Source organism: Pseudomonas lutea (assembly GCF_000759445.1).
Taxonomy (GTDB): domain Bacteria; phylum Pseudomonadota; class Gammaproteobacteria; order Pseudomonadales; family Pseudomonadaceae; genus Aquipseudomonas; species Aquipseudomonas lutea.
Genome location: NZ_JRMB01000002.1, coordinates 953,516 through 979,340, shown reverse-complemented (window position 1 = coordinate 979,340; position 25,825 = coordinate 953,516). Strand labels below are relative to the sequence as shown.

Sequence of the window (25,825 nt, the reverse complement as noted above, 5' to 3'; positions counted from 1 at the left end):
TTTATGGCTGTTGATTCGCTCGGCCAATTGACGGTCGACCTGGTGGCGAACACCGGCGGCTTCGAAAAGGGGATGGACCGTGCGCAGCGCGCGCTCAAGTCGGCGACCAAGGAAGCGGCCTATCAGGCTGGCCAGCTCGACAAGCTGGTCGGCCAGATCGACCCGGTCGTCGCGGCTTATGGCCGTCTCGACAAGATGGAAGACCAGTTGCGCAAGCACCGCGCGGCCGGTCGCCTGGACAAGGGCGATTTCGATGATTACCTGAAAAAGCTCAACGACCAGCGCGACGCCATCGGGAAGACTGACGCGGTCATGACCAAGGGCACGATGTCGGTCAAAGCGTACAACGCTGCGCTGCGCGGCGTGCCAGCTCAGTTCACCGATATCGCTGTGTCGCTGCAAGGTGGTCAGGCCCCGCTCACGGTCCTCCTGCAGCAGGGCGGTCAGCTCAAAGACATGTTCGGCGGCATCGGACCAGCAGCCAAGGCGTTGTCGGGCTACGTGATGGGGCTGATCAACCCCTTCACCGTAGCCGCTGCGGCGGCCGCGGTGCTGGCGCTGGCCTACAAGCAGGGCAGCGAGGAGGCGACGGCCTATAACGCGGCACTCGCGATGACGGGCAACACAGCCGGCGCGAGCGCAAACGGCCTGGCCGACATGGCGCGTCAAGTCGCTCAGTCCGGCGGCACCGTCGGCAAGGCAGCGGAGGTTCTGGCGCGGTTGGCCAGCTCCACGCGAATTCCTGTCACCGCCTTCGAGTCGATTGCGCAAGCCGCGATCAAGTTCCAGTCGGCGACAGGTGTCGCGGCTGACGAGACGGTCAAGAACTTCGAGCGCATCGCCAAGGACCCGGTCGCGGAAATTCTGAAGCTCAACGAGTCGATGAATTTTCTGACGGCGACGACCTACGAGAACATCAGATCGCTGCAGGAACAGGGCAAAACTCAAGATGCAGCCGCGGTCGCTACAGCGGCCTATGAAGATGGGCTGAACCGGACCTCGACATCCATCAAGAACAACCTCGGCACCCTTGAGTCCGCATGGGCTGGCGTAATGTCCGCCGCCAAGCTGGCATGGGATGCCGCGCTCAATGTCGGCCGGGAGGACACGCTCGACCAGCAAATCAAGAAACTGGACGAGCAGCTCGACGCAATTGCGGCCAACGCTGCGAAACGAAACCAGCGCAATGCCAAGGGCCAACTCGTCGACCCGATGAGCAACCTGACGCCGGATGACTCGTTCCGCAAGGAAGCGCTCGAGCGAGACAAAACCGACAAGCTTGTTCAGAAGGCGGAAGAGGATCGTAGGGCCGCAGCGAAAGGCTTCGCACAGCAGCAACAGCAGCAGGCGCTGGACGATCAACTCAAGCTGGACAAACTCCGCAAGGACACGGAGAGCAACGCTGACAAGCGCGCCAGGGAGCTCGCTGATTACCGGCTTCTGGTCGAGCGCCGGATCATCCAGGCACGCAAGACGGGCGACAAATCTCTGCTTCTCTCGTCAGATCAGCAGGCGAAGGATATCGCTGCGATCAACGACAAGTACAAGGACCCCGCGAAATCCAAAACACCTCAGTACCGCGAGGACGCCGGCACCAAGGCGCTGGACGCGGCACGGCAGCAATATGCAGCGCTTCAGCAGCAGGGCGCGCTGATCGGCGACCAGAACGCTGCCAGCCAGACCTTGGGCGCGAACGCCAAAAAGCTTGTCGAGTGGGAGCAGCAGCTCGCCGATATCAAGAACAAGCAGACGCTGACGGCTGATCAGAAATCTCTGCTGGCGAGCTCTGACCTTTACACCGCCCAGCTCAAGCGAAACGCTGCGCTCGAGGCGGAGAACACACTCCGCGAAAAGGCAGTGGAAACCCAACGCAAGCTCGCTGCCTTCGACGAGAACGTGCGCAGTCAGCTCAACAGCGCGCAGCAGGGTCTGGACAACAATCTCGCCGGCGCCGGTTTGGGCGATGTTCAAAAGCAGCGGCTCCAGGAACAGCGAAACATTCAGCAGTCCTATCAATCACAGATGGACAAGCTGACGTCCGACTACAACAAGAGCAACAAGGACCAGTTCAGCACCGACCTCTACGACAAGGAGACGGCATCGCTGAAAAGCGCGCTGGATCAGCGCCTGGCGATGCAGCGGCAGTATTACGTCGACGTCGACAAGGCCCAGAGCGACTGGACAGTGGGAGCCTCGTCCGCGTACCAAGACTACCTGCAAAGCGCCAAGGACGTCGCCGGCCAAACAAAGAGCCTCTTTACCGGTGTATTCAGCGGTCTTGAAGACTCGGTGGTGAACTTCGCCATGACGGGCAAGGCCTCTATTGCCGATTTCGCCAAATCAGTTCTTGCTGACTTGGCTCGTATTGCGGCCCGGCAGGCGGTTTCTTCAGGCGCCAGCGCGCTTCTCGGTCTAGCCACAACCGCAGCTACCACGTACTTCGGTGGCGGCTCCTCTGGTTCGACTCAAGCTGGCTATACCGGCGCCGCTTACCAGAGCTGGCTTTCCTCGCAGCACTGGGACGGCGGGTATACCGGCGACGGCGGCAAGTACGAGCCAATGGGTGTCGTTCACGGCGGTGAGGTGGTGATCCGCAAGGAAGTGGTCCAGCAGCCGGGGATGCGTGAGTATCTTGAGCGGTTGAACAAGTCCGGGAAGCCCGGTTATGCCGATGGTGGCTACGTAGGGCTTGCGTCTGGGGCCTCCGCGGCCACTGGCGCGTCGTCCGCCGGCGGCTCGGTCGTCATTCAGCAAAACTTCACAGTGCCCAGCGCGGCAAACGACTCGTCGGCAAAGGATATGCAGGCGGTCGGGCAGGCTTACGCCGATACCGCCAAGCGCGGCGCGCAGCAGGCGATCGCTGAAGAGCTTCGCCCAGGCGGCGCAATTTGGAGGGTCATTAATGGCCGTTGAGACATTCACCTGGTGTCCGAAGCTGGAGACGACCAGCACACCCGAGTACCGGACCCGCTCCAGCAAATTCGGCAACGGATACGAGCAGGTGGTGGGCGATGGGCCCAACAACAAAGTGGATGTTTGGCCGGTGTCTTTCGTGGTTCGTGAAGCCGTGGCCCGTGACATCAAAGCATTTCTCGATCGCCATGCTGGTTTCAAGTCGTTCCTGTGGACGCCTCCGCTTGGCGAACTGAGCTTCTATCGCGCTTCGGCTCCGACCGTATCCCCAAACGGGGCGGGCTTCTACACCTTGACCACCACGTTTACCCAGTCATTCATCCCATAGGTAATACATGCCGCTGATCAAAGATATCCAGGTGCTGGAGCCTGGGAGTGAAGTGCTGCTGTTCGAACTGGATGGGTCTGATTACGGCGCGGATGTACTACGGTTTCACGGTCATGCGATTCCCTACACCGCAGCGGAGTTGATGGCCGCAGGCGCCGATGCCGACCAGCTGCCCGCCAAGGCGATCTGGTGGCAGGGAGAGGAGTACAGCGCCTGGCCGATGCAGATCGACGGCATCGAGGCGACCGGCGACGGCACGGCCGTGCGCCCCACACTCTCGGTGGGCAACGTTAACGGCCGGATCACCGCATTATGCCTCGCGTTTGAGGACTTGCTGGAGTTCAAGCTGACGATGCGGCACACGCTGGGAACGTATCTCGATGGGGAAAACTTTCCGGGAGGGAACTCGGATGCTGACCCCTCGCAGGAGACGATCGAAGTCTGGTATCTGGACCAAAAGACATCTGAAAACGGCTCGAGCGTGTCGTGGGAGTTGGCGAGCCCGGGCGACGTCGGCGGTGAATCCATCGGACGGCAGATGACGACGCTGTGTCATTGGTGCCTTACCGGCGGTTACCGCGGGCCCAATTGCAATTACACCGGGCCGTACCGAGACAAGGACGGGAATCTCACTGACGACCCGGAGAAGGACGAGTGCGATGCGACTCTGGGGCGCGGTTGTGTTCCTCGCTTCGGTGAGGGCAACTCGCTGCCCTTTGGCGGCTTCCCTGCCGTTTCTCTGATCGCCAGGAGCTGACCATGCTGAAACATATTCTCAAGGCGATTCAGACGCACGCCGCCGCCGATTACCCGCGCGAGTGTTGCGGTCTGCTGATCAGCATCGGCCGAAAGCAGCAGTACATCCCGTGCACCAACACCGCGGCTGATCCCAATGAAGAGTTTCGGATCTCGCCGGAGGATTACGCTGCCGCCGAGGACTTAGGCGAAGTGATCGGAATCGTCCACTCGCACCCGGACGCCACGAGCAGGCCGTCTCCGCGCGATCTGGCAATGTGCGAGGCGACGGAATTGCCCTGGCACATCGTCAGCTGGCCTGAAGGTGATCTGCGAACGGTCGTTCCTACCGGCAATACGCCGCTGCTCGGGCGTCCCTTTGTGCATGGTACCTGGGATTGCTGGCAGGTCTGCGCTGATTGGTACAAGCGCGAATGGGGGCTGGGGTTCGAAGCCTTCAAGCGTGAGGACGGTTGGTGGGAGCAGGGCGATGGCCCGAGCCTATACGAGCAAGCCTACGAGTCGGCGGGGTTTGAGCGTGTCGGCACTCCGCAGCGCGGCGACATGATCGTGATGGAAGTGGGGCGCACCAGGCACCCGAATCACGCTGGCATTTACCTCGGCGCAGATCCGGCCTTGCCCAGCGAGCCGACTGCCGTGCACGGCGCTGGCCCTTTCCTGCTCCACCACATGTACGGCAGGCCGTCCGAGATCATAATCTTCGGTGGCCCGTGGCAAGACAGAACACGCCTGATCCTCAGGCACAAAAACACTAAAAAATGAGCGGCTATGCCGCAGGAGCTGAATATGAGAGTTATTTTTTTGACTACAAAATCGGGCGTGTTGGTGGTGGCCGGTCTTGGGCTTGGTCAAAATAAAGCGCCAACCCCGGTGGTGGCGGCGCTCACTGCAGTTTAGTAGATACGGGACTGCAGGAAGGTAAGCATTCTTTGGTATTCTTCTTGACTGCCATTTAGAATCTGAATTGCCTTGAACGATTCAAGATCGTCTCTCAAGGCTTGTCTGTCTATCGATTCCAGCTTCGTGATTGAACTTATGATAGCGCCGAGCACATTAAGTGTTGTGGCTGACACAGTGTTTGCTGCTTGCTCAAGCTGAGACAAACGGTGTTCTATGTTTTGCATTTGACCTCCAGGCCATAGTGCCCCGGTCCATGGCCTTGCAGGCAACGGGCCGGAGCGATTCGTTGGAAGCGCAAAGCTACTACGGTGGGATCCAATCCAGTTACTGAGCGTTTGTCCAGCGCTGGATGGGCACACAGCCCAGTGATACGCTCAGTCCTTTATCAATGAGGGACCATCATGCGAATTTTAATTGGAGCGCTTGCAGTTGCTCTGCTTGCTGGATGTTCTAGTCCTGCAGACTTAATGTCTTCGCCAGCTGATCTAACCGTAGCTACGTCAAAATCAGCAAAAGCCTATGCTTTATGTGTATTCCCAGAATGGCAGGAACACAGCTCCGCCGCGGTCATGAGCGAAACTTCTAACGGCTATCGGATCGTGAACGGCTTCGGGCAACAAACGGACGAAGTTCTGGATATCACTAATACGCGTGACGGCTCTGTCGGCAAACTGTACCAGCGGGTTGCCTGGTCTCAACTTGGTCGATCAGCCATTAGAGATTCAATGCGGAAATGCAGATAACTCGAAGCCGCCATGGGGCGGCTTTTTCATGTGAGGTGGAAATGCACGCTCCCACACTGCTCGGCCCGGGGTTGGTGAATATTAAGCTGTCCGGCTCGCTGGCTTTGAAATTTGGCAGAAATCATCCAAAGCAGATCGATTCCGGAAATACTAGAGAAGTTTTGAAGTCCCTGAGTTGCACGCTGGAAGGCTTTGACCGCGAGGTGAAGCGACTGGATGCGCTTGGCATGAGGTTTGCCATCTTTCGTAATGGCCGAAACGTTGGAGAGTCTGCTTTCGAGTTGGGTGGAACGAGAGAAATCCGGATTGTTCCAGTGGTCGGGGGCCGCAAGCGAGGAGGGGTGCTGCAAACGGTGCTTGGGGTCGTGTTGCTTGTGATTTCGGCCGTTTTCCCTGCTTCTGCACCCTACCTCGCGCCGGCAGGTATTGGCTTGGTCGCGGGCGGTGTTATCCAAATGTTGAGCCCTCAGGCCTCTGGATTAAAACAAAGCGCTTCCCCCGACAACCTGCCTTCGTACGCGTTTGGCAGTGCCAAGAACACGACTGCCAGCGGCAACCCTGTTGCTATCTGCATCGGCGAACGCCGGTGGGGCGGTGCAATCATCTCGGCATCGATTCTCGCTGAAGACAAGACCTGATTTGAACTGGAAGACCTGGCCGCCGACTGGCGGTTTTTTTATGCCTGGAGGAAAGCATGGGCGCAGCTGAGCAAGTGGACATCTGGGGCGCCAAAGGCGGCAGCAGCGGCCCGAAAACGCCGACGGAGGCAACAGATAGCCTGCGTTCCACCAACTTGGCCAAGATCCTCATCGCGGTGGGCGAGGGGGAGTTTGAAGGAGTGCCCACGGCCGCCGACATCTTCCTGGATAACACGCCGATCAACGACTCCAGCGGCAACGTCAATTTCCCGAACGTGAAGTGGGAGTGGCGTTCCGGCTCCGTTGAGCAGGATTACATCCCCGGTATTCCGTCCGTCGAGAACGAGACCACCATCAACGTCGAGCTGCGCAGCGACAGCCCGTGGATTCGCTCAATTACCAACGTCCAGCTTTCGGCTGTACGTGTTCGCTTCGCTTGGCCAGCGCTCCAGCGGCAGGATGACGAGGGTAATGTCGGCGGCTACCGGATCGAATACGCCGTAGACCTGGCCACCGACGGCGGCGCTTATGTACAGGTGCTGGCCGAGGCCGTGGACGGAAAGACCACGACCCGGTACGAGCGCTCCCGCCGTATTGATTTGCCGCCGGCGATTTCTGGCTGGCAGATCCGTGTGCGCCGTCTGACAGCAAACCAGAACACCAACAAAATCGCCGATACGATGCTCGTCGCTGGTCTGACTGACGTGATCGACGAAAAGCTGCGTTACCCGAATACCGCGCTCCTGTACGTCGAATTCGATGCGGAACAGTTCAGCAACATCCCCGCTGTGACCATCAAGTGCAAGGGTCGCAAGTGGCAGGTGCCAAGCAACTACGACCCGGTCGCACGTTCCTATACCGGCGTCTGGGATGGGACCTTCAAGCAGGCATGGACAAACAACCCTGCGTGGGTCACCTACGGCATTTGCACCGTAGACCGCTTCGGGCTCGGAAAGCGCATCAAGCCTTACATGGTCGACAAGTGGGAGCTGTACCGGATTGCCCAGTACTGCGATCAATTGGTGTCAGATGGCATCGGTGGGCAGGAGCCGCGCTTTCTCTGCGACATGAACCTTCAGGGCAAGGCTGACGCCTGGACGCTGCTGCGCGACATCTCGGCGATTTATCGGGGTATGACTTACTGGGCGCAGGGCCAGCTCGTTATGCAAGCGGACATGCCGCGCGCACAGGATTTCGACTACGTGTTCACCCGGGCCAACGTGATTGGCGGGGAGATGAACTACGGGAGCGCCTCGGCAAAGACGCGCTACACGCGCGCGATCATCAGCTACGACAATCCGGCCAACAACTACGACACCGACGTGACCGCCTATTCTGACCTGGCGCTGCAGCGTCGTTTCGACGATAGACCCACCGAGATCAGCGCTATAGGTTGCACCAGAGCATCGGAAGCTCAGCGCCGCGGGAAGTGGGTGGTGATGAGCAACAACCAGGATCGGACAGTCACCTTCAAGACAGGTATGGAAGGGGCGATACCACTGCCGGGCTACATCATTCCGGTGGCTGACTCGCTGCTGGCTGGCCGCGAGGTTGGCGGCCGTATCTCTGCCGCTGCAGGCCGCGTGGTGACGTTGGACCGAGACACGATGGCCAAGGCCGGCGACCGCTTGATCGTCAACCTGCCCAGCGGCCAGGCGCAAGCCCGCACCGTGCAATCTGTAAATGGTCGTGCGATCACGGTCACCACCGCGTACAGCCAAACTCCAGGCCCCGAGCTTCAGTGGGCGCTCGACGCAGATGATCTGGCCATTCCGCTGTTCCGTGTTTTGAGCACCAAACGGACTACCGAAGGCGATTACGAGATATCGGCGCTGCAATATGAGCCCGGCAAGTTCGCCTACATCGACACCGGCGCGCGCCTGGAAGAGCGGCCAATCAGTGTTATTCCGCTCACTGTTGTTCCGGCGCCGGCCAGCGTGACGCTTACCTCGACCACTGCAATCGCGCAGGGCCTCGCTGTCACCACCATGACGATCGCTTGGCCCGCGGTGAATGGCGCTGTGGGGTATGACGTCGAGTGGCGCAAGGACAACGGCAACTGGATCAAGGTGCAGCGCACTGGCGCAAACAGCGTCGATATCGTCGGCATATATTCCGGGGCTTACCTGGCGCGCGTCCGTGCAGTCAGTGGCTATGACATCTCCTCGGTATGGCGCAGCTCGATCCTGACACAGCTGAACGGCAAGGAGGGCCTGCCGCCGGCGGTGACCTCGCTTACTGCCTCGGCGCTGATCTTCGGCATTCACCTCAAGTGGACTTTCCCACCAGGTGCGGAGGACACCCAGCGCACCGAGATTTGGTACGGCCCGACAACTGACCTCGCTGCCGCCACGAAACTCAGCGACCTGGCTTACCCGCAGTCCGAGTACAACATGCAGGGTCTGCTCGCCGGAGTAACGTTCTTCTTCTGGGCACGGCTGGTCGACCGCACCGGCAATATCGGTCCTTGGTACCCGGCCGGTATTGGTGTGATGGGCCAGAGCAGTTCAGAGCCAGGCCCGATCCTCGACATGATCGCCGGCCAGATCGGCGAGACTGAGCTGGGTCAGGATCTGCTTGCGAAGATTGAGAAGATCGACGACCTGCAGGACCAGATTGACGCGCTGGACGGCCTGCCCGCTTACAAGGGTGATCAGGCCTACCTCAGCGGCCAAATGGTAGTTGGCGGCGGCCGGATTTATCAGGCGATTCAGAACGTGCCGATCAATACGCCGCCGCCGAACATCGCGTACTGGCTGGACGTTGGCCAAGTGGTGCAGTCGGCGAGTGGGCTGGCGCAACAGGTGAACTCAAACTCCGCCGATATCGCCGAGCTGGATGGGGCCGTAACCGCGCAGGCCAGTAGTGTGCAGGCTTTGCGAGCATCGGTGAGAGATGACAACGGAGAGGGTGAACTTGCGGATGCGCTGAAGGGCTGGACCAGCACCGCCAGCATCGTGACCGAGTCCCAGGTACGCGCGACCGAGAATGAGGCAACGGCCAGGACTGTCACCCAGCTGACGGCAACAGTAGGCGACAACGTCGCCCAAGTGACCGATCTGCGGCAAGTGGTGAGCAACAACCAGTCATCAACCGCCACAGCCATTCAGCAGCTCTCGGCAGCGGTGGGAAACAACACGTCAGCTGTTCAGCAAACCAGCCAGGCGGTGGCAACACTGGATGGGAAGGTGGCTGCCTCCTACACCGTGAAACTTCAGGTCACTGCCAACGGCCAGTACGTAATGGCGGGGATTGGAGTCGGTATTGAAAACACAGGTGCTGGCCTGCAGAGCCAGATATTGATGTCGGCCGATCGGTTCGCCTTGGTGAACACATTGGCAGGAGGGGCTATCTCCACCCCATTTGTGTCGCAGGGCGGCCAGCTGTTTCTGGGGCAAACGTTCATCCAAGATGGCACGATCACGAACGCGAAGATTGGCAGCTATATCAGTTCGACCAACTACATCGCAGGCCAACAGGGCTGGATACTCAATAAAGACGGGACGCTCGAGATAAATGGGATTGTGCCGGGGCAGGGGCGTTTGGTGATCAACGCGCAAAACGTCTCCGTCTACGACGCGAATAATGTTTTGCGCGTCCGTCTCGGCTACTTGGGGTAAGTAATGGCTTATGGGATGCGGATATGGGGCGCCAATGGCGCCCTGCAGATGGATGAGAACTCTTTCACCCTCCGAATAGCATTCTCGGCTGTCGTCAACAACTCAGGGTGGACGATCACTAACAGCACATATGGCTTGGGGTACCAAGATTTCAGTGTGCCGGGCGTCACCGCCTCAAATGCGGTGGCGACTTTGTTACCGGTAGGAAGTTATGCGTCGACGGCCACCCAGTTCGAGGCTGAGGTGCTGAACGGAGTTGTGAGGGTCTACAACTACAACAAAAACTACCCAAGTGGTACGTGGGCTGCGACTGCATCCTCAATGAGGCTTATGGTAATGAGGACGTCCTGATGGCCTACGGCTTGCAGTTTGTAAACAACAGTGGCGTGGTTACTCTTGATTCTGAGTTCGCACGGCTAGTGGTAATTGAGTCAGGCGACTACATTCCGAACAGCGACGGAGGGCTGACATCCATCGTCAGCTTTGCCCAAGCCATCACCACACCAGAGCCACCGCTCATATTCGCCCGGCCAACTACTGAGGCGGGCACTGCTGCCATATCTAGTGTCCAGATCTACGGTACACCAGGGGCATGGACGGGATTTAGCGTGCGCACCCGCAGTGTCGATTACCTTCAGCCAAGAGGTAAATGGTTTGCCGCAGCGTTTGAGGCGAGAGCCGTCGCGGCCTATGGGATGCGCCTTTGGGACGGGGCCGGGAAACTGCTGTTCGATACCGGAACACCGTGTGCTGTATTCACCGCGGCTTTCCAGACATGGACATACCGATTCACCCAGCAACTCGCGATCGGTAACAGCAACTTCTTCAGCGTTTCTAACCCGTTTCCCGAATCTGATTACATGCTAATCAACAACTTTGGGATGAGCCTCGTTGCGGGCAACAACCCTGGACGCCTGCTCACCAGCCTGTGGGATTTTCCTAATAAAACGCTCTATGCGGTCACAACCTCAACCGCAAATCCCAACTCGATGAACCTTCCCGCTCTATTCGCCCGGATGGTTGTTTAACCCCCACCGATCTCAGCAATAAGGAATGTTTGATGCCCTGGTACAAAGCCGGGACGGTCTCCGTCGCCCAAAATTCGAACGCCGTCACTGGCGTCGGCACATCCTTCATCGCAAACAGCCGGGTAGGGGACGCGTTCCTCGGCCCGGACGGCCGCTGGTATGAAGTCACCAACATAGCCAGCGACACCGCAATGGCGATCTCGCCGAACTACCTCGGCGCTGCAACCAACGCAGGCACCTACGCGCTGGCGCCGATGCAGGGTTACGTCAAGGACTCGGCCGACGCTCTGCGGGCGCTTGTGAACCAGTTCGGGACGAAGATGGCAGCGCTGGGCACCACCGGCAACTACGACACTTTGCCGGTGACAAAGGGCGGCACTGGGATGACAACGGCGGCTGGTGCGTTGACGGCGCTCGGGGCAGCTGGCTTAGGAATCAACAATAATTCCGCAGGTACGTTTTTCTCGTCTGGCGAGCCGCCCGGAATCGCGGGCATAAGTTCATCCGGGAAAGATGGGAGAACAGCACTACGTATCTCAAACGGTGCAAACGCCGGCGCATCCTCAGTCATCACCTTTATCAGGGATGCGTCATATGCCATTCACTTCGGCCTGGACACGGACAACAAGCTTAAGGTCGGCGGCTTCTCGATGGGCGCGGTTGCTCGCACCCTCTACCACGAGGGCAATGCCGTCGGCACCGTCTCCCAATCCGGCGGAGTTCCCACCGGCGCAATCGTAGAAGAGGGCACGAATGGCAATGGTACGTTCACGAAATACCTCAACGGAACGATGATCTGCCGGCACGGGATCGCATACCCATCCTTGCCGCCAGGTGCTGCAGCGGCGGCGGCATGGTCGTTCCCGTCGCCGTTCACCGCGCAGCCCATCTGTGTCCCTGCCGCAGGGTCCGTCGGCGGGAACGGCGGTTTCCTGAACGCCGCTCAGGACAGCGCAGGTACTGGCACCAGCACGACGATCGCCGTCGGCAACTCGCACCCGTCGGCAACTGTCGGCACCCCTTACGTTCACGTGATAGCTATTGGCAGGTGGTTCTAATGATAATCAAGCTTTCCCCCCAGCGCCGAGACGACGTTCTGGAAGTCGTCAAAACCGGGCAGGTTCTGAATATCAACGGAGAAGACTTCGACTTTTCCGCGATGCCTGATGGCGCCACTCTGCCGCGGTCTGCGATCAACTCAGAATGGTTCGCGGGCGACGTGGAAATGATCGCCGGTGATCTGGTGGTCACGCTGCTGTTTCCCAACCCGGCCAATTACAGCCAAGAACAGGCATTCCCGGTTGATCTGGTTGGCGTCCCGAACGGACCAGTCGCATTCCCGAAACCGCTTCCAGTGTCCACAGACCCTGAGGTATTCCCAGAATGAGCAACATCGACTGGTCCAAACTCATCACAAAAGAGATGAAGGAAACACAGAGGGTTATCGCTCTTATGGGTGAGGTGATTGCCGATCAAAGCAGACGCAAGAAGATTGCCGACGATGCCATTCAGCCGCTTCAGGATGATCACGATACAGGTGACGCGGACGATGCCGGCGAGGCGCTCCTGATCGCCTGGAAAAGATACCGTTCTGCGCTTGCAAAAATCCAGCTTCAGCCCGGCTACCCCACTGCTGTGGAGTGGCCAGTGCCTCCGGCTTAAGCAGCCCTGAGCTTTACCGCAACCCGCCATTGAGCGGGATTTTTTTTGCCTGGAGAAATGTGATGACCGTTACCGAAAAAGACCGCGATGTACTCGCGCGCACCCTGTGGGGCGAAGCGCGCGGTGAGAGGCTGGCCGGAATGGTGGCTGCGGCCTGGACGATCCGGAACCGCGTCGATGACGGTAAGGACAGGTCGTGGTGGGGCGAGGGCTACGCCGGCGTTTGCCAGAAGCCGTACCAGTTCAGCTGCTGGAATCGCAACGATCCGAACTACCAGTTCCTGAGCGGCGCTCGGCAGATCCCGTTCCGCGAGTTGGCGCAGTGTCGCATCGCTGCTGACCAGGTGATCGACGGCAAGGTGGCTGACCCTACTGGCGGCGCGACCCACTACTACGCGATCACCATGGCCAAGGCACCGCACTGGGCGGCAAAGGCAAAGCTGACGCTGAAGCTGGGTAACCACGTTTTCTTCCGCGACGTGCCCTGATACCGGAAAGACCTAAAACCGCCCAAACGGAGAGCACTGTGCAAACGACGACAAAAGAAGAGGCCTATGAGCGCGCAATGCGCGTCACTCTGGGCGTAAAGGCGAATGGCGGCTCGGTCGCAATTCAGATCAAAATGGGCGATACCTGGGTGACGTCCGACACGCTCTGGAACGATGGGGCTTACCAACTCAACATCCCACCGGCAACGGTCCGATTCGTTCCGGCCGGCGGCGCCGCGTTTGAGGTGTTCGCATGAGCCTTCTTGCCGAGGCGCAGCCGGCCCGCCGTCGCATTCGTCGCGGTCTGGGTCTGCTGGGCGACAGCTTCAGCGCGAACTGCCACACGGTTGACACCAAGGCGTTCGGAACAGAGGCCTATGGATACGCTGGCGCTATTGCCGCAAAGACGGGGCTGTTCCCGAGCTACCTGGACAATCAGGGAAAGGTCGGTGATCACACCGGACAGTTCATGGCGCGGCTACCATCCTGCCTGACTTCACTGACTGCCGATCTATGGATGCTGCTGTCGCGCACGAACGACAGCACGACCCCGGGCATGACGCTGGCGGACAGCAAAGCGAATGTGATGAAGGCCATCACCGCATTCCAGAACACGCCCGGCAAATACCTGATCGTCGGCACGGGCACGCCTCGGTTCGGCACCAAGGCTTTGACCGGTCAGGCGCTGGCGGACGCGATCGCCTACAAAGACTGGGTGCTTGGCTACGTCAAGCAGTTCGTGCCGGTCGTGAACATCTGGGACGGCTTCACCCAGGCCATGACCGTCGATGACTTGCACCCGAACCTGATCGGAGCAGACTTCATCCAGTCCCGTTGCGTGCCGATCATCAATGCCAATTTCGAGTTCTTCGGCGTACCACTGCCCACGGACGCCGCCGATCTGTACTCAGCTATCCGGCCCTTTGGATGCCTCAACGCCAACCCATTGCTGGCTGGCACTACCGGCGCGATCAACGCATCGGTCAACCCGGTCGCCGGATCGGTTCTGGCGGACAGTCACAAGGCCTCAGGCTCTGGACTGGCTGGCGTTTCTACGCGCTGGTACAAGGAGCCCGCTGCATTCGGCGAAGCCCAGTGCATCGAGCTCAGCGGAACGTCGGCTGCGGCCGGCGGGTACATCTACGTTCAGCCGGCGGCGAACCTGACTCTGAGCAACCTTGCGGCTGGTGACAGCATCGAGATGGTGGCAGCGCCGGAGATCGTGGGAACGACTCGGGGCATCCTGGGATGGGAGGCCGAGCTGATCATCACCAAGCCGATCGCGGGCGCGTCGTCGCTCGTGTATTACCGCTCGATGGACAAGTATCAAGAGCCGTTCACGCTGCCGGCGAACTGGAAGGGGGCGCTTGAGACGCAGCGCTACAGTTTCGACTTAACTGAGGCGGTGATCAGCTGGAGGATGGGCTTGTACCTAGCTGCGGGCATTGCGCTTGATTCAAAGGTGAAAGTCGGGCAGATAGGCGTTAGGAAAGTCTGAGGGCATGCAACTCGCGCTAAAAAATCAAGTTGCATCCTGAGAAGGCAGTTCGGCTACGCCTGAGCGTCTAGTTCGCCTGTACGGGTCTCGACGGCTTGCTCAACGACCAAGTAAAGCGCCTCGATGGATGCAGGTTGGAGCGCCTTCAATCGCTCTACGCCCAGCACGAAACCTTCGGCACGAAGCCCGGCGCGCTCCGCTTCGTCGCTGGTCATGGCGCGCTTGATTGTCGCCAAGAGGTTGTCGAGCTCCTGTCTGACCGCAGCGGGCATGGTGAGGTTTTCGTGTTCCATGGTTCGCATCTCATAGTAGGGCTAACGAGCCCTGAGCCTTAGCTTAACGGCGATTGATCGGATCTAGTCAGCCATCCTTTTGCTGAAGCGGCACAGACTCCATTTTGAATTCGTGCTGAGAAAGCTGCATTTTGTAGGCCGGAACGTTGATTGCTCGTGCAATATCAATGATCGTCTTCTCATTTTCCGCGCTGATCTTAGAGCCAAGATGGACGGCCTTCAGGGGCGCTAGGAAACTGCGGCTCGGAGTGGTGGGCCCATCCGCTATGACGATCCGCCATTCTCGCTCATAGGACCAGTCGGCGGCCTTATGCATTGCGGATGCGATTGCGAAAAGGTTGTTGAAACCCTCTCCCTGATCCATGTTGATAGTAGTGGACACGTCAAATATCGTGTCCCCATAAAAAACGGGCCATAGGCAGAGGGCCATGACATCGTCTGCGGGCAGACTCTGAAAATCATATTCCATTGCGAAACCAGTGTGGTTCGCACCATAGTGTCCCCACATAAGGAGCGAATCCACCCGCTCGCTTAGGGAGCAAATTTTGTAGGAGGATTGGATAAACTTGTTGAATTGATCGACCATTTCCTTATTCGTTTTGCTATTCCGCTCTGACAGAACTTCAAGCAGGGCTTCCTTAACCATAGGCGGTTCATCGTCCATCTGATCTAGAAGCGCAACCACGTCTGGCTCGCTGAGCAGTGACGGAATGGTGAACTTAATCGCTGAGTCATAGGGGTCGTTGAAGGTGTCTGCGGTAGCGCAAAAAAGTGATTTGGTACGAAGGTTTTCGAATGAGTATTGGGAGCAACCCCGATACTTATAAAGCCCAGCAGGAAAGTAGCGACGCTTCAAAACCTGAGCGCTGAATATATCTCCAGTGCTGATTGTGTCCCGGAACATCAGCGCAGATAACTGGTCGTGCAAATCGTCCATCAGCTTCCCTCCTGATTTGTAATTCAGCCAACGTCATGCATAAAGCTATGGCGCGTCAGAATCAGCATAGCTGGTAAAAGCGCACCGACCACGCAGTCGTGCACATGTGGCTTATGGTGACGCCGATATTGGTTCTCGTACCATTTTTCGTACCGCCTTGCGTGTTTTGCTGGTTTCTCCTGCGTACCCCAAGGTAAGCAAACCCCTTGTTTTATTGGACTTATCTACTCCAGCATTCCCTGAAAAACCTACGGAAAATTGCGGTGTAGTTATGGTCCAATTTCCGCATAGCTGGAGTGCCATGAGGGGTTGCCCCAAGGAGCGAATCTGGCTCAGGTCGGCTACTCACAAAGCCATGGCTGCTTCCGCCGAACCTGCAGTTAGGTTCATCTGAAAAATGGAAGGAGAACGTTCATGACTGGACTAGCCAAGGCCACTATATTCTGGCCTCTATTCATAAGATCTTCAATTTTTCCCATGAATCCTGCCGTCTTGCTAACGAATTCTTCGGCAATTTCATACTCATTCTTGATTGAGTCTTTATTTCTGACGATTGAGCCCGTAACGCCGTCCAAAGCCGACTGAAGCACAGCTTCGCCTCCGACACGGAATCTCAGTAGAGCCTGTCGTAGGGCTTCAAGGTTCATCACAAACAGATCTTTCAACTCTTGGCTTAAATCCGAAGCCAAGCACTCTTCAAGTATATTATCCAGCGTAACGATGAAGTCCCGCACATCTTTGGTTGCTCCTGGATGCTCGTCCAGAAAATTTAGCTGCAGGATGTGGTCGGTGATTTCGAGAGCAGTCATAGTGGAAGCATCCAGAAAGCCTACATATGACCCAAGTTGACTGGCTAGATGATGAGTGGTCAGGAACATCTCGACCCTGTCAATGGGTGCAAGGAAAAGCTTAGGGTCACCTGGAGCATAAGCCCGCACTGCCGCTTTCGCATCCTTGATTAGCTCCATGAGCATTACGAGGCCGCCGACTATCTCCCTGGTGTCTGCAACATCGCACTTGAAAACCGATGCCCAGATCGTAGTCATGGGAAGATGATGGTCAGAAGCCTTAACCGCCATCATTTTTTCGAGCAACACGCCCGCCGGGTTGTTCTTCAACGTATACGCTCCCACTTCCGTTCGAGATTCACGATCGACAGGCTGTCATTACCCTGTCATTCCAGAGCCAAAACGGCCCCATTAGGCACAAAAAAAGCACTCGCGATAAACGCTAAGTGCTTGATTTGTAATGCTTGTATGGTGGAGCCGGGGGGATTTGAACCCCCGTCCGCCAGTACTCCGCTTTCGGGCCTACATGCTTAGCCGTGTCTATTAAGTTAACCCTCAGCGACCCGACGGGCAGGGTGCTTTGGGCGAGCTGTGTAAGTTTTAGCCGATTCGTCCACAGCGTACTGCACGGCGATCCTGTTCTATATGACAATCACTTTGGGTTTACAGGCATCCCCTGGTGATTGCTGGAGCCGAAGCTACCAGAAGGAAGGCTAGCACCGCTTACGCGGCGAGAGCTTGTTCCCCGTAGGTTTCGTCATTGGCAACTATAGAAAGTTGCAACAGTGGATTTACGACTTCTGTTACCAAGTCGGCATGCCCCTAGAGTTTCATCACCGGCGTCGAATCCTAATCGGCCCCAATTCTGCTGCTCTAGCAGTCAGGCGGCGGAGTCTACCCGAATCCATGAGATGCGTCGACCTCCGCGCCTGACATTCCGCTCGCGACCAGCTGTTGCTGTTCGCGATTCGGTAATTACTTCGCTGCGCCGCCGTCGCTACCGTCACCGCCGGTTTTCAGCTCGGTGATTTTCTTGGTAGTGATCGAGATGCACTCCTTCTCATCGCCTCTTTTTTGCGCGGCGGTGGCATCGGCAACGGTTTTTTCGATGTCAGTCTTGCTGTCGCCGGTTAGATTGGTGGTGGTCGACGCTTCAGCATTTTTCAACGCCGCGATGTTCGCGCCGCACAGGTCATCGGCAGCGAAGACCGGGGAGCCCAACAGTGCAGCGGTAAGAAACAGTCCAGTCAGTGCGGTGCGCTTCATGTGTATCTCCTTGAGCCTGTTGACTCGGTATCGCCGGTCAATGGCCGGTGCCCGAGATAGAGGGAAAAGCGCCGAATGGATTGTGGCGCTTAAACAGATGGACTACCGGCCGTCGCAGGGGTTCTATTTTTTCTTCACGATACTGTGAAAAAGCCACGTTGCAGGATGTTGCAGCGTTTTGGCGCCATATCCGCCCCATTTGTGTGCATCAAGCGGATCTTGGTTGAGTGACCCGGTCCACCAGATAGACCAGCCCGTGGTAGTCAATGCCTCCGTGTTGGGTGAGGCCGATTTCGCAGGTCCGACTCGTCGAAATACCTTCCTCACAGTACTGAACGGCGTCTTTAAGCGAGCGCAATGCATGGGCGTTGAGTTCTGGCGTGGTGAAGCCTTTGTCTCCGGCAAAGCCGCAGCAATGAATGCCTTCAGGCACGACGACGTTGACGCTGCACATCCGGGCGAGGTCGATGAGCACCTGGCTTTCACCCAAATGCTGCGTGCTGCACGTAACGTGGACCGCGACAGGCGCTTGTTGCGGGGTGAACACCAGTTTGTCCAGCAGGTGAGTGCGGATGAAGCGCACCGGGTCGTAGAGGTCGAGCCGGGTTTCTTTGAGGTCTTGGACCAGGCGCAAGGTGCACGGGCTGGTGTCGCAGTAGATCGGATCAAGCCCGCCGCGACTGGCATTGATCAGCGCTGCCAGCAACTGCTGGCGTTTTTCTTCAGCTTGCTGGGGGTAGCCTTTGGACGCGAAAGGCTGGCCGCAGCACAGGTCTTCCTGATCCAGCGGAAAGACGACTTGATAGCCCGCTTTCTCCAGAAGGCCTCGGGTTTTGTCCATGAGCGACATTTGCTCGCGGTCGCTGGCTGCAGGGCCCATGACACGAGACACGCAGGCCGCCAGATAGACCACGCGAGGGCGCTGGTCCTCAACTGGCAAGGTGACGCGAATGGCGTTTTCCGGCTGCGGCATGGCCGACGTCCACTGCGGGACTCGGCCTGAGGACGCCTTGCTTAACGCGCCGGATAGCCGCGCCAGTCTCGGAGCGCCGAGCAGCATGCGTGCGCCATTGGCGGCGTGCAGGCTAAACCGTGCGCCTTGCAGTGCGGTCGAGAAATGCTGCGCAACCCAACTGGCCGCCTTTGTGTGAGTCGCTTGCGCGCCGCGAAGCTTTTTTACCAGCTCGCCCGTGTTGATGCCGACCGGGCAGCGCTGAGCACACAGGCCAGTGGCGGCGCACGTGTCGATGCCCTGGTATTGATAATCGCGCTCCAGCGAAGCGGTGTCAGTGCCCGCACGCTTTTTCGCCTGGATGTCGCGCCACATGACAATCCGCTGTCTTGGGCTCAACGTCAGGCCTTTTGACGGACACACCGGCTCGCAGAAACCGCACTCGATGCATTTGTCGATGATCGCATCGGCGGCGGGCATGGGCTTCAGGTGTTTGAGGTGCACCTGCGGGTCATCGCTGAGCACGACGTCCGGGTTCAGGATGCCGGCAGGGTCAAGCAGCCGCTTGAGCTGCCACATCAGCCCGTAGGCTTCGCTGCCCCACTCAAGCTCCACGAAGGGCGCCATGTTGCGGCCGGTCCCATGCTCCGCCTTTAGCGAGCCATTGAATTCCACGGCAACCAGTTGCGTGACGTCGTCCATGAACGCTGAGTAGCGCGCGATTTCCTGCGGGTCGTTGAAGCCTTGGGTGAAGACGAAGTGCAGATTGCCCTCCAGCGCGTGACCAAACAGGATCGCTTCGTCGTAGCGGTGTTTTTCAAACAGCTCAATCAGGCGGCGAACGCCCAAGGCCAGATGTTCGACGGGGAAGGTGACGTCTTCGATAATCACCGTGGTGCCGGTCTCACGCACCGCGCCGACGGCAGGAAATGTGTCTTTGCGAATGGCCCAGAGCCGCGCGTTCTCGATCGCGTCTTCGGTGAAATCAACCTGTTTCTCGACCGGGAAATGCGCGATGGACCCCATGATCTGCGCCAGCTGTTCGTGCAGCAAAGGCTGGCTTGCAGCGCGGGCTTCGATCAATAGCGCACAGGCGCCCTCTGTCAGCTCGCGCACGAACGCCGGCATGCCAGGCTTGTTTTGCACTGAGCGCATGCTGCGTCTATCCAGCAGCTCCACGGCAGACACCGGCTGGGTTTTCAGCACCGTCACGGCGTTGCAGCAGGTTTCGATGTCGGGGAAGACAATCAGCGCGGTGGCCTTGTGCGGGTGATCGGGCACCGTGTTGTACGTGACCGCACTGATAAACCCGAGCGTGCCCTCGGAGCCCACCAGGAGATGACTGAGGATATCGAGCGGTTCGTCGAAATCCACCAACGCGTTGAGCGACAAGCCACAGGTATTTTTCAGACGGTATTTGTGGCGAATTTTCGCGGCCAGATCAGCGTTCGCACGGGTCTCACGCGAAAGCTGTGCAAGACGGTCAAGCAGTTCACCGTGGCTTGCACGAAACGCAGCAACGCTGGCGGCGTCTTCGGTATCGAAGCGCGTGCCATCGGCCAGCACCAGACGAATGCCGGCGAGGGTGTGATAGCTGTTCTGGGCCGTGCCGCAGCACATGCCGCTGGAATTGTTGGCGACGATGCCGCCGATTTTCGCCGCATGCATGGACGCGGGGTCGGGGCCGATTTTGCGCCCGAACGGCGCCAGCCAGACGTTGGCCTGGGCGCCGATGACGCCCGGCTGGAGGCGGATCTGCGCGCCTTGCTGGCGTATTTCACGCCCGTTCCAGTTGTCGCCGAGCACGATCAACACCGAATCGCTGATGGCTTGGCCCGACAGGCTGGTGCCCGCCGCACGGAAGGTGACAGGCACTTTCTCGGCCTGCGCCAGCTTGAGCAGCGCCACCACTTCGTCCTCTGACTCGACGCGGATGATCAGCTTGGGGATCAACCGGTAAAAACTCGCATCAGTGCCAAAAGCCAGCGTCGAGAGCGGATCATCGAAGCGCCGCCCGGTGGGGATGAGTTGCGTCACGCCGGACACAAAAGCGGCGGGCAGGGTCATGCGGTGTTCCTCGGGCGGTCATCACGGTAGAGCTGCGACCTTTAACGGGTCGCATGCGTGAGGTTTCTGCGGTCAGGCGCCCAGCTCGCGGACCAGCGAATCGCGCGTGATCTCACTAACGGACTTGGCGCCGGTCAGCACCATGGCCACGCGCATTTCCTTCTCGAACAGATCCAGCAGGTTTTTAACCCCAGCCTCTCCATGGGTCGCCAAGGCATAAATGAACGCGCGGCCGATCAGCACCGCATCGGCACCAAGGGCGATCATGCGCACCACGTCCAGGCCGCTGCGGATGCCGGAGTCGGCGAGGATTTTCAGATCGCCCTTCACCGCATCGGCAATGGCAGGTAAAGCGCGGGCGCTGGACAATACGCCGTCGAGCTGACGGCCGCCGTGGTTGGACACGACGATGCCGTCGGCACCGAACTTCACTGCGTGGCGTGCATCGTCCGGGTCAAGAATGCCCTTGATGATCATCGGCCCGTCCCAGGAATCGCGAATCCATTCCAAGTCCTGCCACGAGATCGATGGGTCGAAGTTGTTGCCCAGCCAGGCGATGTAATCGGTGAGCCCGGTGGGGTTGCCGCGATACGCTGACACGTTGCCCAGATCATGCGGACGACCGTTGACGCCGACGTCCCACGCCCATTGCGGGTGGGTCATGGCTTGCAGGATGCGGCGCATTGGCCCGCTTTTGCCGCTCATGCCGGAATGCGCGTCGCGGTAACGCGCGCCAGGCACCGGCATGTCGACGGTAAACACCAGCGTCTTGACGCCTGCGGCCTTGGCGCGCTCCAGCGCATTGCGCATGAAGCCCCGGTCTTTCAAGACGTACAGCTGAAACCACATGGGACGGTTGATCGCCGGAGCCACTTCTTCAATGGGGCACAGCGACACCGTCGACAGCGTAAACGGAATGCCCTTGGCATCTGCCGCGCGCGCGGCCTGCACCTCGCCACGGCGGGCGTACATTCCACACAGGCCGACCGGCGCCAGCGCCATGGGCATGCTCATCGTTTCACCGAACAGCGTCGTCTCAAGACTCAGCTCGGACATGTTCTTCAGGATGCGCTGGCGCAGGGCGATGCTGGCCAGGTCCGAGACGTTGTGGCGCAGCGTGTGCTCGGCGTAAGCGCCACCGTCAGCGTAATGAAACAGGAAGGGCGGGAGCTTGCGCTGAGCAGCGGCGCGATAGTCAGTGGAGGCAGAAATGATCATGGGATCTCGCAGATGAGTGAGCAGGGCCAGCCGGGTGCGCCAAGCGGCACACCCGGCGCTCGTCTGATTAATGAACCAGCATGCCGGTGAACCAGTACGCCTGTGCATAGGTGATGCAGCCGACGATCGCGGCGAAGAAGATGCTGTGTTTCAGGGTGAAGCGGAACAGGTCGGATTCCTTACCCACTAACCCGGTCGCCGCGCAGGCCACCGCGATGGATTGCGGGGAAATCATCTTGCCGGTCACGCCGCCGCTGGAGTTGGCCGCGACCATCAACACGTCGCTGACGCCCAACTGATGCGCGGTGGTCGCCTGCAGCGAGCCAAACAGCGCGTTCGACGACGTGTCGGAGCCTGTCAGAAACACGCCCAGCCAGCCGAGGAATGGCGAGAAGAACGGGAAGGCACTGCCGGTGCCGGCCAGTACCAGCGCCAGCGTCGAGGACATCCCGGAATAGTTCATGACGAACGCGAACGCCAGCACCATGCCGATGGACACGATGGCCCAGCGCAATTCGATCAGGGTCTCTTTGAACGTGGTCAGGCCGGTCTTCGGAGCGATGCGCAGGACAATCATCGCCAAAATGGCCGAGATCAGAATCGCACTGCCCGAGGCAGCCAGCAGATCGAACTTGTACACCGCCGGCATGGCGGTCGGGTTGGCCACAATCGGCGCGGCCTTCATGACCAGTTGATCCAGATGTGGCACCGGGAAGTTCATGGTCAGCGACTGCAACGGCCCGCCTGCGGCAAACAGCGCCTTGAACGGCTTCAGCGTCCAGATCGTGACGATGACCGTCAGGATCAGGAAGGGCGACCACGCTTTGATGATGGTGCCTGCCGAGTACGGGGATTTTTTGGTAATGCGCGGCTGACCGAAGCCGCCGGTGCTGCCACCCATGACAGCTGCGCCGCCGGATGTGCCAGCGACCTGCGCATCGGCTGCGCGCGCGGGTTGCCATACTTTCAAGAAGAACGTCAGGGCCACAAGGCTAACCAGCGCCGAGGTAATGTCAGGCAGCTCCGGACCGATGAAGTTGGAGGTCAGAAATTGCACGACGGCGAAGCTGCCACCCGCGACCAGCGCTGCCGGCCAGGTCTCTTTGACGCCCTTGACGCCGTCCATCATGAACATCAACCAGAACGGCACGAAGACTGACAACAGCGGCAATTGACGGCCCGCCATGGCGCCGATCTTGAATGGGTCAAGGCCCGAAACCTGCCCGGCCACGATGATCGGGATACCCAGGGCACCAAACGCCACCGGCGCAGTGTTGGCGATGAGGCAGAGGCCGGCCGCATACAGCGGGTTCAAACCCAGCCCGACCAGCAGGGCTGCGGTAATCGCGACCGGCGCACCAAAGCCCGCCGCGCCCTCAAGAAAGGCGCCGAAGCAGAAACCGATCAGCAAGACCTGCAGGCGCTGGTCATCGGTGATCGACATGACCGAGCTGCGGATGATCTCGAACTGACCGCTCTTGACGGTGAGTTTGTAGAGAAACACCGCAGCGATGATGATCCACGCGATAGGCCACAAGCCGTACAGGAACCCGTACCCAGCGGACGCGATGGCCATGTCGGCAGGCATCTGAAACGCGAAGATAGCGATCAATACGGCCAGCAACAGCGTTATGGCGCCAGCGAGGTGACCCTTGAGACGGAAGACGGCCAGCGCCAGGAAGAAGAACACGATCGGGATGACGGCCACGAGCGCCGAAAGGCCGAGGCTGCCGAGAGGTGTGTAGAGCTGTTGCCAGGTTTGCATGTATGAGGCCCCTAATTATTTTTGGTTAGGCCCGGTGTCCATGTCTTACGTGCGCGGCTCCTGCAGGTGACAGCCTCGTGTCTGTCTCCCTGTCGGTGCTGACGAACGAGTCGCACAGCTCACCAGCTCAAGCATTCCGCTCTCGGGAATTGCCTGCGGCGGATAGCAGCGGAAGCCGCGCATCGCCGGCATTGTAAATTGGTAATACCAATTTACAATGTCTTGGCGCTAGGTTAGAAGCCTTGCGGAGAGTGTGTCAATTTATGCGGGTTGAACTTTCGTCGGAGCCAGCCCGGTTTTTGCCTGATGGTGCGATTTTTCCTACCGCTGTTGGGTGAATGTCGGATCGCGATCAGCGAGAATACGCGCCCCCTGCCGAGCCATATCGGGGGCAGCGGGATCTGGAGTGAAGGTGTTATGGGCTTTGATCAGGTGCGCCAGCGCCGCTTGTCTGACGATATCGTCGAGCAGTTGGAAAGGATGATTCTGGAAGGCACGTTGCGCGCCGGCGGTCGACTGCCGGCTGAGCGAACGCTGGCAGAGCAGTTCGGGGTCTCGCGCCCGTCGCTGCGCGAAGCCATTCAAAAGCTCACGGCCAAGGGCCTGTTGGTCAGCCGTCAGGGCGGTGGCAACTACGTGGTGGACAGCCTGGGGTCGACGTTCAGCGATCCCTTGCTGCATTTGCTGGAAAGCAGCCCGGACGCCCAGCGCGACTTGCTGGAATTTCGCCACACGCTGGAAGCGTCATGCGCCTATTACGCAGCCATCAGAGCGACAGATGTGGATCGTCTGCGGCTGCGCGAAGCGTTCGACGCCTTGCAGGATTGCTACAGCCGGGCAGAAGAGGTGAGCAGGGCGGAGGAGGGCGCGGCCGATGCCAATTTCCACCTCGCCATCGCCGAAGCCAGCCACAACGCCGTGCTGCTGCACACCATCCGCGGCCTGTTCGATCTACTGAAACGCAGCGTGGTCACCAACATCGGTGGCATGTACAAACAGCGCACGGAAACCCGCGACATGCTCATCGATCAGCATCGTGAGCTGTATCTGGCAATCATCGAAGGGCGTGCGGACGATGCTCGGGAGGTCTCGAGCCGTCATTTGCTGTACGTGCAGGAAGTGCTGGAGGAAGTGCGCCAGCAGGTTCAGCGCACCGCGAGGGCTGAGCGACGTAATCGGATTTAATAGTCAGCGTAGCTGCGAAACCAATCGCACGCGGCTACCCAAGCTGTAGGAGCCGGCTTGCTGGCGAACCTGCCGCTTCAGTCGTCACCATGTTTACCGAAATGCCCCATTCGCCAGCAAGCCGGTTCCCATGCATCGCGTGAAAACCAACAGGCTCGGCGCGATTGCTCGGCGGGGCGTCAAATCAGAGACCGAAAGAACTCAATCTTCCTTGCCTTTGTTGCGTACGGCGCGCTGCAACTCACGGTTGGAATCGCGCTCGCGCTCGGTGTCGCGCTTGTCGTATTCCTTCTTGCCTTTGCCCAGCGCAATTTCGCACTTGATCAAGTGCTGCTTCCAGTACAGGGCAAGGGCCACGCAGGCATAGCCTTTTTGCTGAACAGACGTTGTCAGCTTTTCCAGCTCGCGTTTGTTAAGCAGCAATTTGCGGGTGCGTGTCGGGTCAGCGATGACGTGGGTACTGGCTGTCGTCAGCGGCGAGATATGGCTACCCATCAGCCAGGCCTCACCGTCCTTGAGCAACACGTAACTGTCTACCAGCTGCACCTTGTTGGCACGCAGGCTTTTTACTTCCCAGCCAGCCAGGACCAGACCGGCCTCGAACTTGTGTTCGATGAAGTAATCGTGACGCGCCTTTTTATTTTGCGCGATGGTCCCTGTGGGATGTTTCTTGAGCTTAGCCATAGGCGACGCATTATAGGGATCAACCTGCGTCTGCGCTACGGGCTCACACCGGAGAAGTTGCGCGCTTGAGCGGGGGGAGTGAATCCCGGACAATGC

The 25,825-nt window shown here is 59.0% G+C and carries 22 protein-coding genes and 1 other RNA gene; 14 read left to right on the top strand and 9 right to left on the bottom strand.

The window, feature by feature from the left end; genetic code table 11:
• The first annotated feature begins 3 nt into the window (after positions 1-3).
• From LT42_RS16570 to LT42_RS16500, 13 genes are all read left to right on the top strand, one after another.
• The gene (locus tag LT42_RS16570) at positions 4-2,913 is read left to right on the top strand and encodes a phage tail tape measure protein (protein ID WP_037015223.1); all 2,910 of its coding nucleotides are present in this window, start codon (positions 4-6) and stop codon (positions 2,911-2,913) included.
• Entirely contained in the window at positions 2,903-3,241 is a 339-nt protein-coding gene (locus tag LT42_RS16565; protein ID WP_037015222.1) for a phage tail protein, read from the top strand. The genes LT42_RS16570 and LT42_RS16565 overlap by 11 nt, the downstream gene beginning before the upstream one ends.
• Positions 3,242-3,248: 7 nt before the next feature.
• Positions 3,249-3,998: a phage minor tail protein L gene (locus tag LT42_RS16560; RefSeq protein WP_037015219.1), complete on the top strand. Its 750-nt coding sequence runs from the start codon at positions 3,249-3,251 to the stop codon at positions 3,996-3,998.
• 2 nt (positions 3,999-4,000) lie between these two features.
• Positions 4,001-4,759: a C40 family peptidase gene (locus LT42_RS16555; protein WP_037015217.1), complete on the top strand. Its 759-nt coding sequence runs from the start codon at positions 4,001-4,003 to the stop codon at positions 4,757-4,759.
• A 922-nt stretch (positions 4,760-5,681) separates the two neighbouring features.
• Complete coding sequence (locus LT42_RS16545; protein ID WP_052075307.1) at positions 5,682-6,278, top strand: tail assembly protein; 597 nt, start codon at positions 5,682-5,684, stop codon at positions 6,276-6,278.
• Positions 6,279-6,334: 56 nt separating this feature from the next.
• A complete protein-coding gene (locus LT42_RS16540) occupies positions 6,335-9,898 on the top strand; it encodes a phage tail tip fiber protein (RefSeq protein WP_037015212.1) in 3,564 nt (1,187 codons plus the stop codon).
• 350 nt (positions 9,899-10,248) lie between these two features.
• Entirely contained in the window at positions 10,249-10,926 is a 678-nt protein-coding gene (locus tag LT42_RS16530; protein WP_037015208.1) for a hypothetical protein, read from the top strand.
• A 32-nt stretch (positions 10,927-10,958) separates the two neighbouring features.
• Positions 10,959-11,984: a hypothetical protein gene (locus LT42_RS16525; RefSeq protein ID WP_037015206.1), complete on the top strand. Its 1,026-nt coding sequence runs from the start codon at positions 10,959-10,961 to the stop codon at positions 11,982-11,984.
• A complete protein-coding gene (locus tag LT42_RS16520) occupies positions 11,984-12,313 on the top strand; it encodes a hypothetical protein (protein ID WP_037015202.1) in 330 nt (109 codons plus the stop codon). The genes LT42_RS16525 and LT42_RS16520 overlap by 1 nt, the downstream gene beginning before the upstream one ends.
• Positions 12,310-12,588: a tail fiber assembly protein gene (locus tag LT42_RS16515; protein ID WP_037015200.1), complete on the top strand. Its 279-nt coding sequence runs from the start codon at positions 12,310-12,312 to the stop codon at positions 12,586-12,588. The genes LT42_RS16520 and LT42_RS16515 overlap by 4 nt, the downstream gene beginning before the upstream one ends.
• Before the next feature lie 62 nt (positions 12,589-12,650).
• Positions 12,651-13,076, top strand: coding sequence for a cell wall hydrolase (locus LT42_RS16510; protein WP_037015198.1), 426 nt, complete (start codon positions 12,651-12,653; stop codon positions 13,074-13,076).
• Between the two features lie 38 nt (positions 13,077-13,114).
• Positions 13,115-13,333 carry a hypothetical protein gene (locus LT42_RS16505; RefSeq protein ID WP_420806903.1) on the top strand — a complete coding sequence of 73 codons (219 nt, stop codon included), beginning with the start codon at positions 13,115-13,117 and terminating at the stop codon, positions 13,331-13,333.
• On the top strand, positions 13,330-14,574 hold the full coding sequence (locus LT42_RS16500) for an SGNH/GDSL hydrolase family protein (RefSeq protein WP_037015193.1): 1,245 nt from the start codon (positions 13,330-13,332) through the stop codon (positions 14,572-14,574). The genes LT42_RS16505 and LT42_RS16500 overlap by 4 nt, the downstream gene beginning before the upstream one ends.
• Positions 14,575-14,627: 53 nt before the next feature.
• On the opposite strand, the gene LT42_RS16495 is transcribed toward LT42_RS16500, so the two are convergent.
• The 8 genes from LT42_RS16495 to LT42_RS16465 form a co-directional block, all read right to left on the bottom strand.
• Positions 14,628-14,867 (bottom strand): hypothetical protein, encoded by a 240-nt coding sequence (locus tag LT42_RS16495; protein ID WP_037015191.1) that lies wholly within the window; start codon positions 14,865-14,867, stop codon positions 14,628-14,630.
• A gap of 67 nt (positions 14,868-14,934) precedes the next feature.
• Positions 14,935-15,804 carry a DUF2971 domain-containing protein gene (locus LT42_RS16490; RefSeq protein ID WP_052075305.1) on the bottom strand — a complete coding sequence of 290 codons (870 nt, stop codon included), beginning with the start codon at positions 15,802-15,804 and terminating at the stop codon, positions 14,935-14,937.
• Positions 15,805-16,190: 386 nt separating this feature from the next.
• The gene (locus tag LT42_RS16485; protein WP_152597682.1) at positions 16,191-16,922 is read right to left on the bottom strand and encodes a hypothetical protein; all 732 of its coding nucleotides are present in this window, start codon (positions 16,920-16,922) and stop codon (positions 16,191-16,193) included.
• A 139-nt stretch (positions 16,923-17,061) separates the two neighbouring features.
• Positions 17,062-17,453, bottom strand: a transfer-messenger RNA (tmRNA) gene (gene ssrA, locus LT42_RS24990).
• Positions 17,454-17,567: 114 nt separating this feature from the next.
• Entirely contained in the window at positions 17,568-17,858 is a 291-nt protein-coding gene (locus LT42_RS16480) for a hypothetical protein (protein ID WP_037015185.1), read from the bottom strand.
• Between the two features lie 208 nt (positions 17,859-18,066).
• Complete coding sequence (locus LT42_RS16475; RefSeq protein ID WP_037015182.1) at positions 18,067-20,877, bottom strand: FAD-binding and (Fe-S)-binding domain-containing protein; 2,811 nt, start codon at positions 20,875-20,877, stop codon at positions 18,067-18,069.
• Positions 20,878-20,949: 72 nt separating this feature from the next.
• Positions 20,950-22,095, bottom strand: a complete 1,146-nt coding sequence (gene lldD, locus LT42_RS16470; RefSeq protein ID WP_037015179.1) for an FMN-dependent L-lactate dehydrogenase LldD — start codon at positions 22,093-22,095, stop codon at positions 20,950-20,952.
• 67 nt (positions 22,096-22,162) lie between these two features.
• Positions 22,163-23,860, bottom strand: coding sequence for a lactate permease LctP family transporter (locus LT42_RS16465; RefSeq protein WP_037015177.1), 1,698 nt, complete (start codon positions 23,858-23,860; stop codon positions 22,163-22,165).
• A 417-nt stretch (positions 23,861-24,277) separates the two neighbouring features.
• On the opposite strand from LT42_RS16465, the gene LT42_RS16460 reads away from it, so the two are divergent.
• Entirely contained in the window at positions 24,278-25,045 is a 768-nt protein-coding gene (locus tag LT42_RS16460) for a GntR family transcriptional regulator (RefSeq protein WP_037015175.1), read from the top strand.
• A 201-nt stretch (positions 25,046-25,246) separates the two neighbouring features.
• Here the strand turns inward: LT42_RS16460 and smpB are convergent, their stop codons facing one another.
• Entirely contained in the window at positions 25,247-25,729 is a 483-nt protein-coding gene (gene smpB / locus LT42_RS16455) for an SsrA-binding protein SmpB (protein WP_037015173.1), read from the bottom strand.
• Positions 25,730-25,825: the final 96 nt, after the last annotated feature.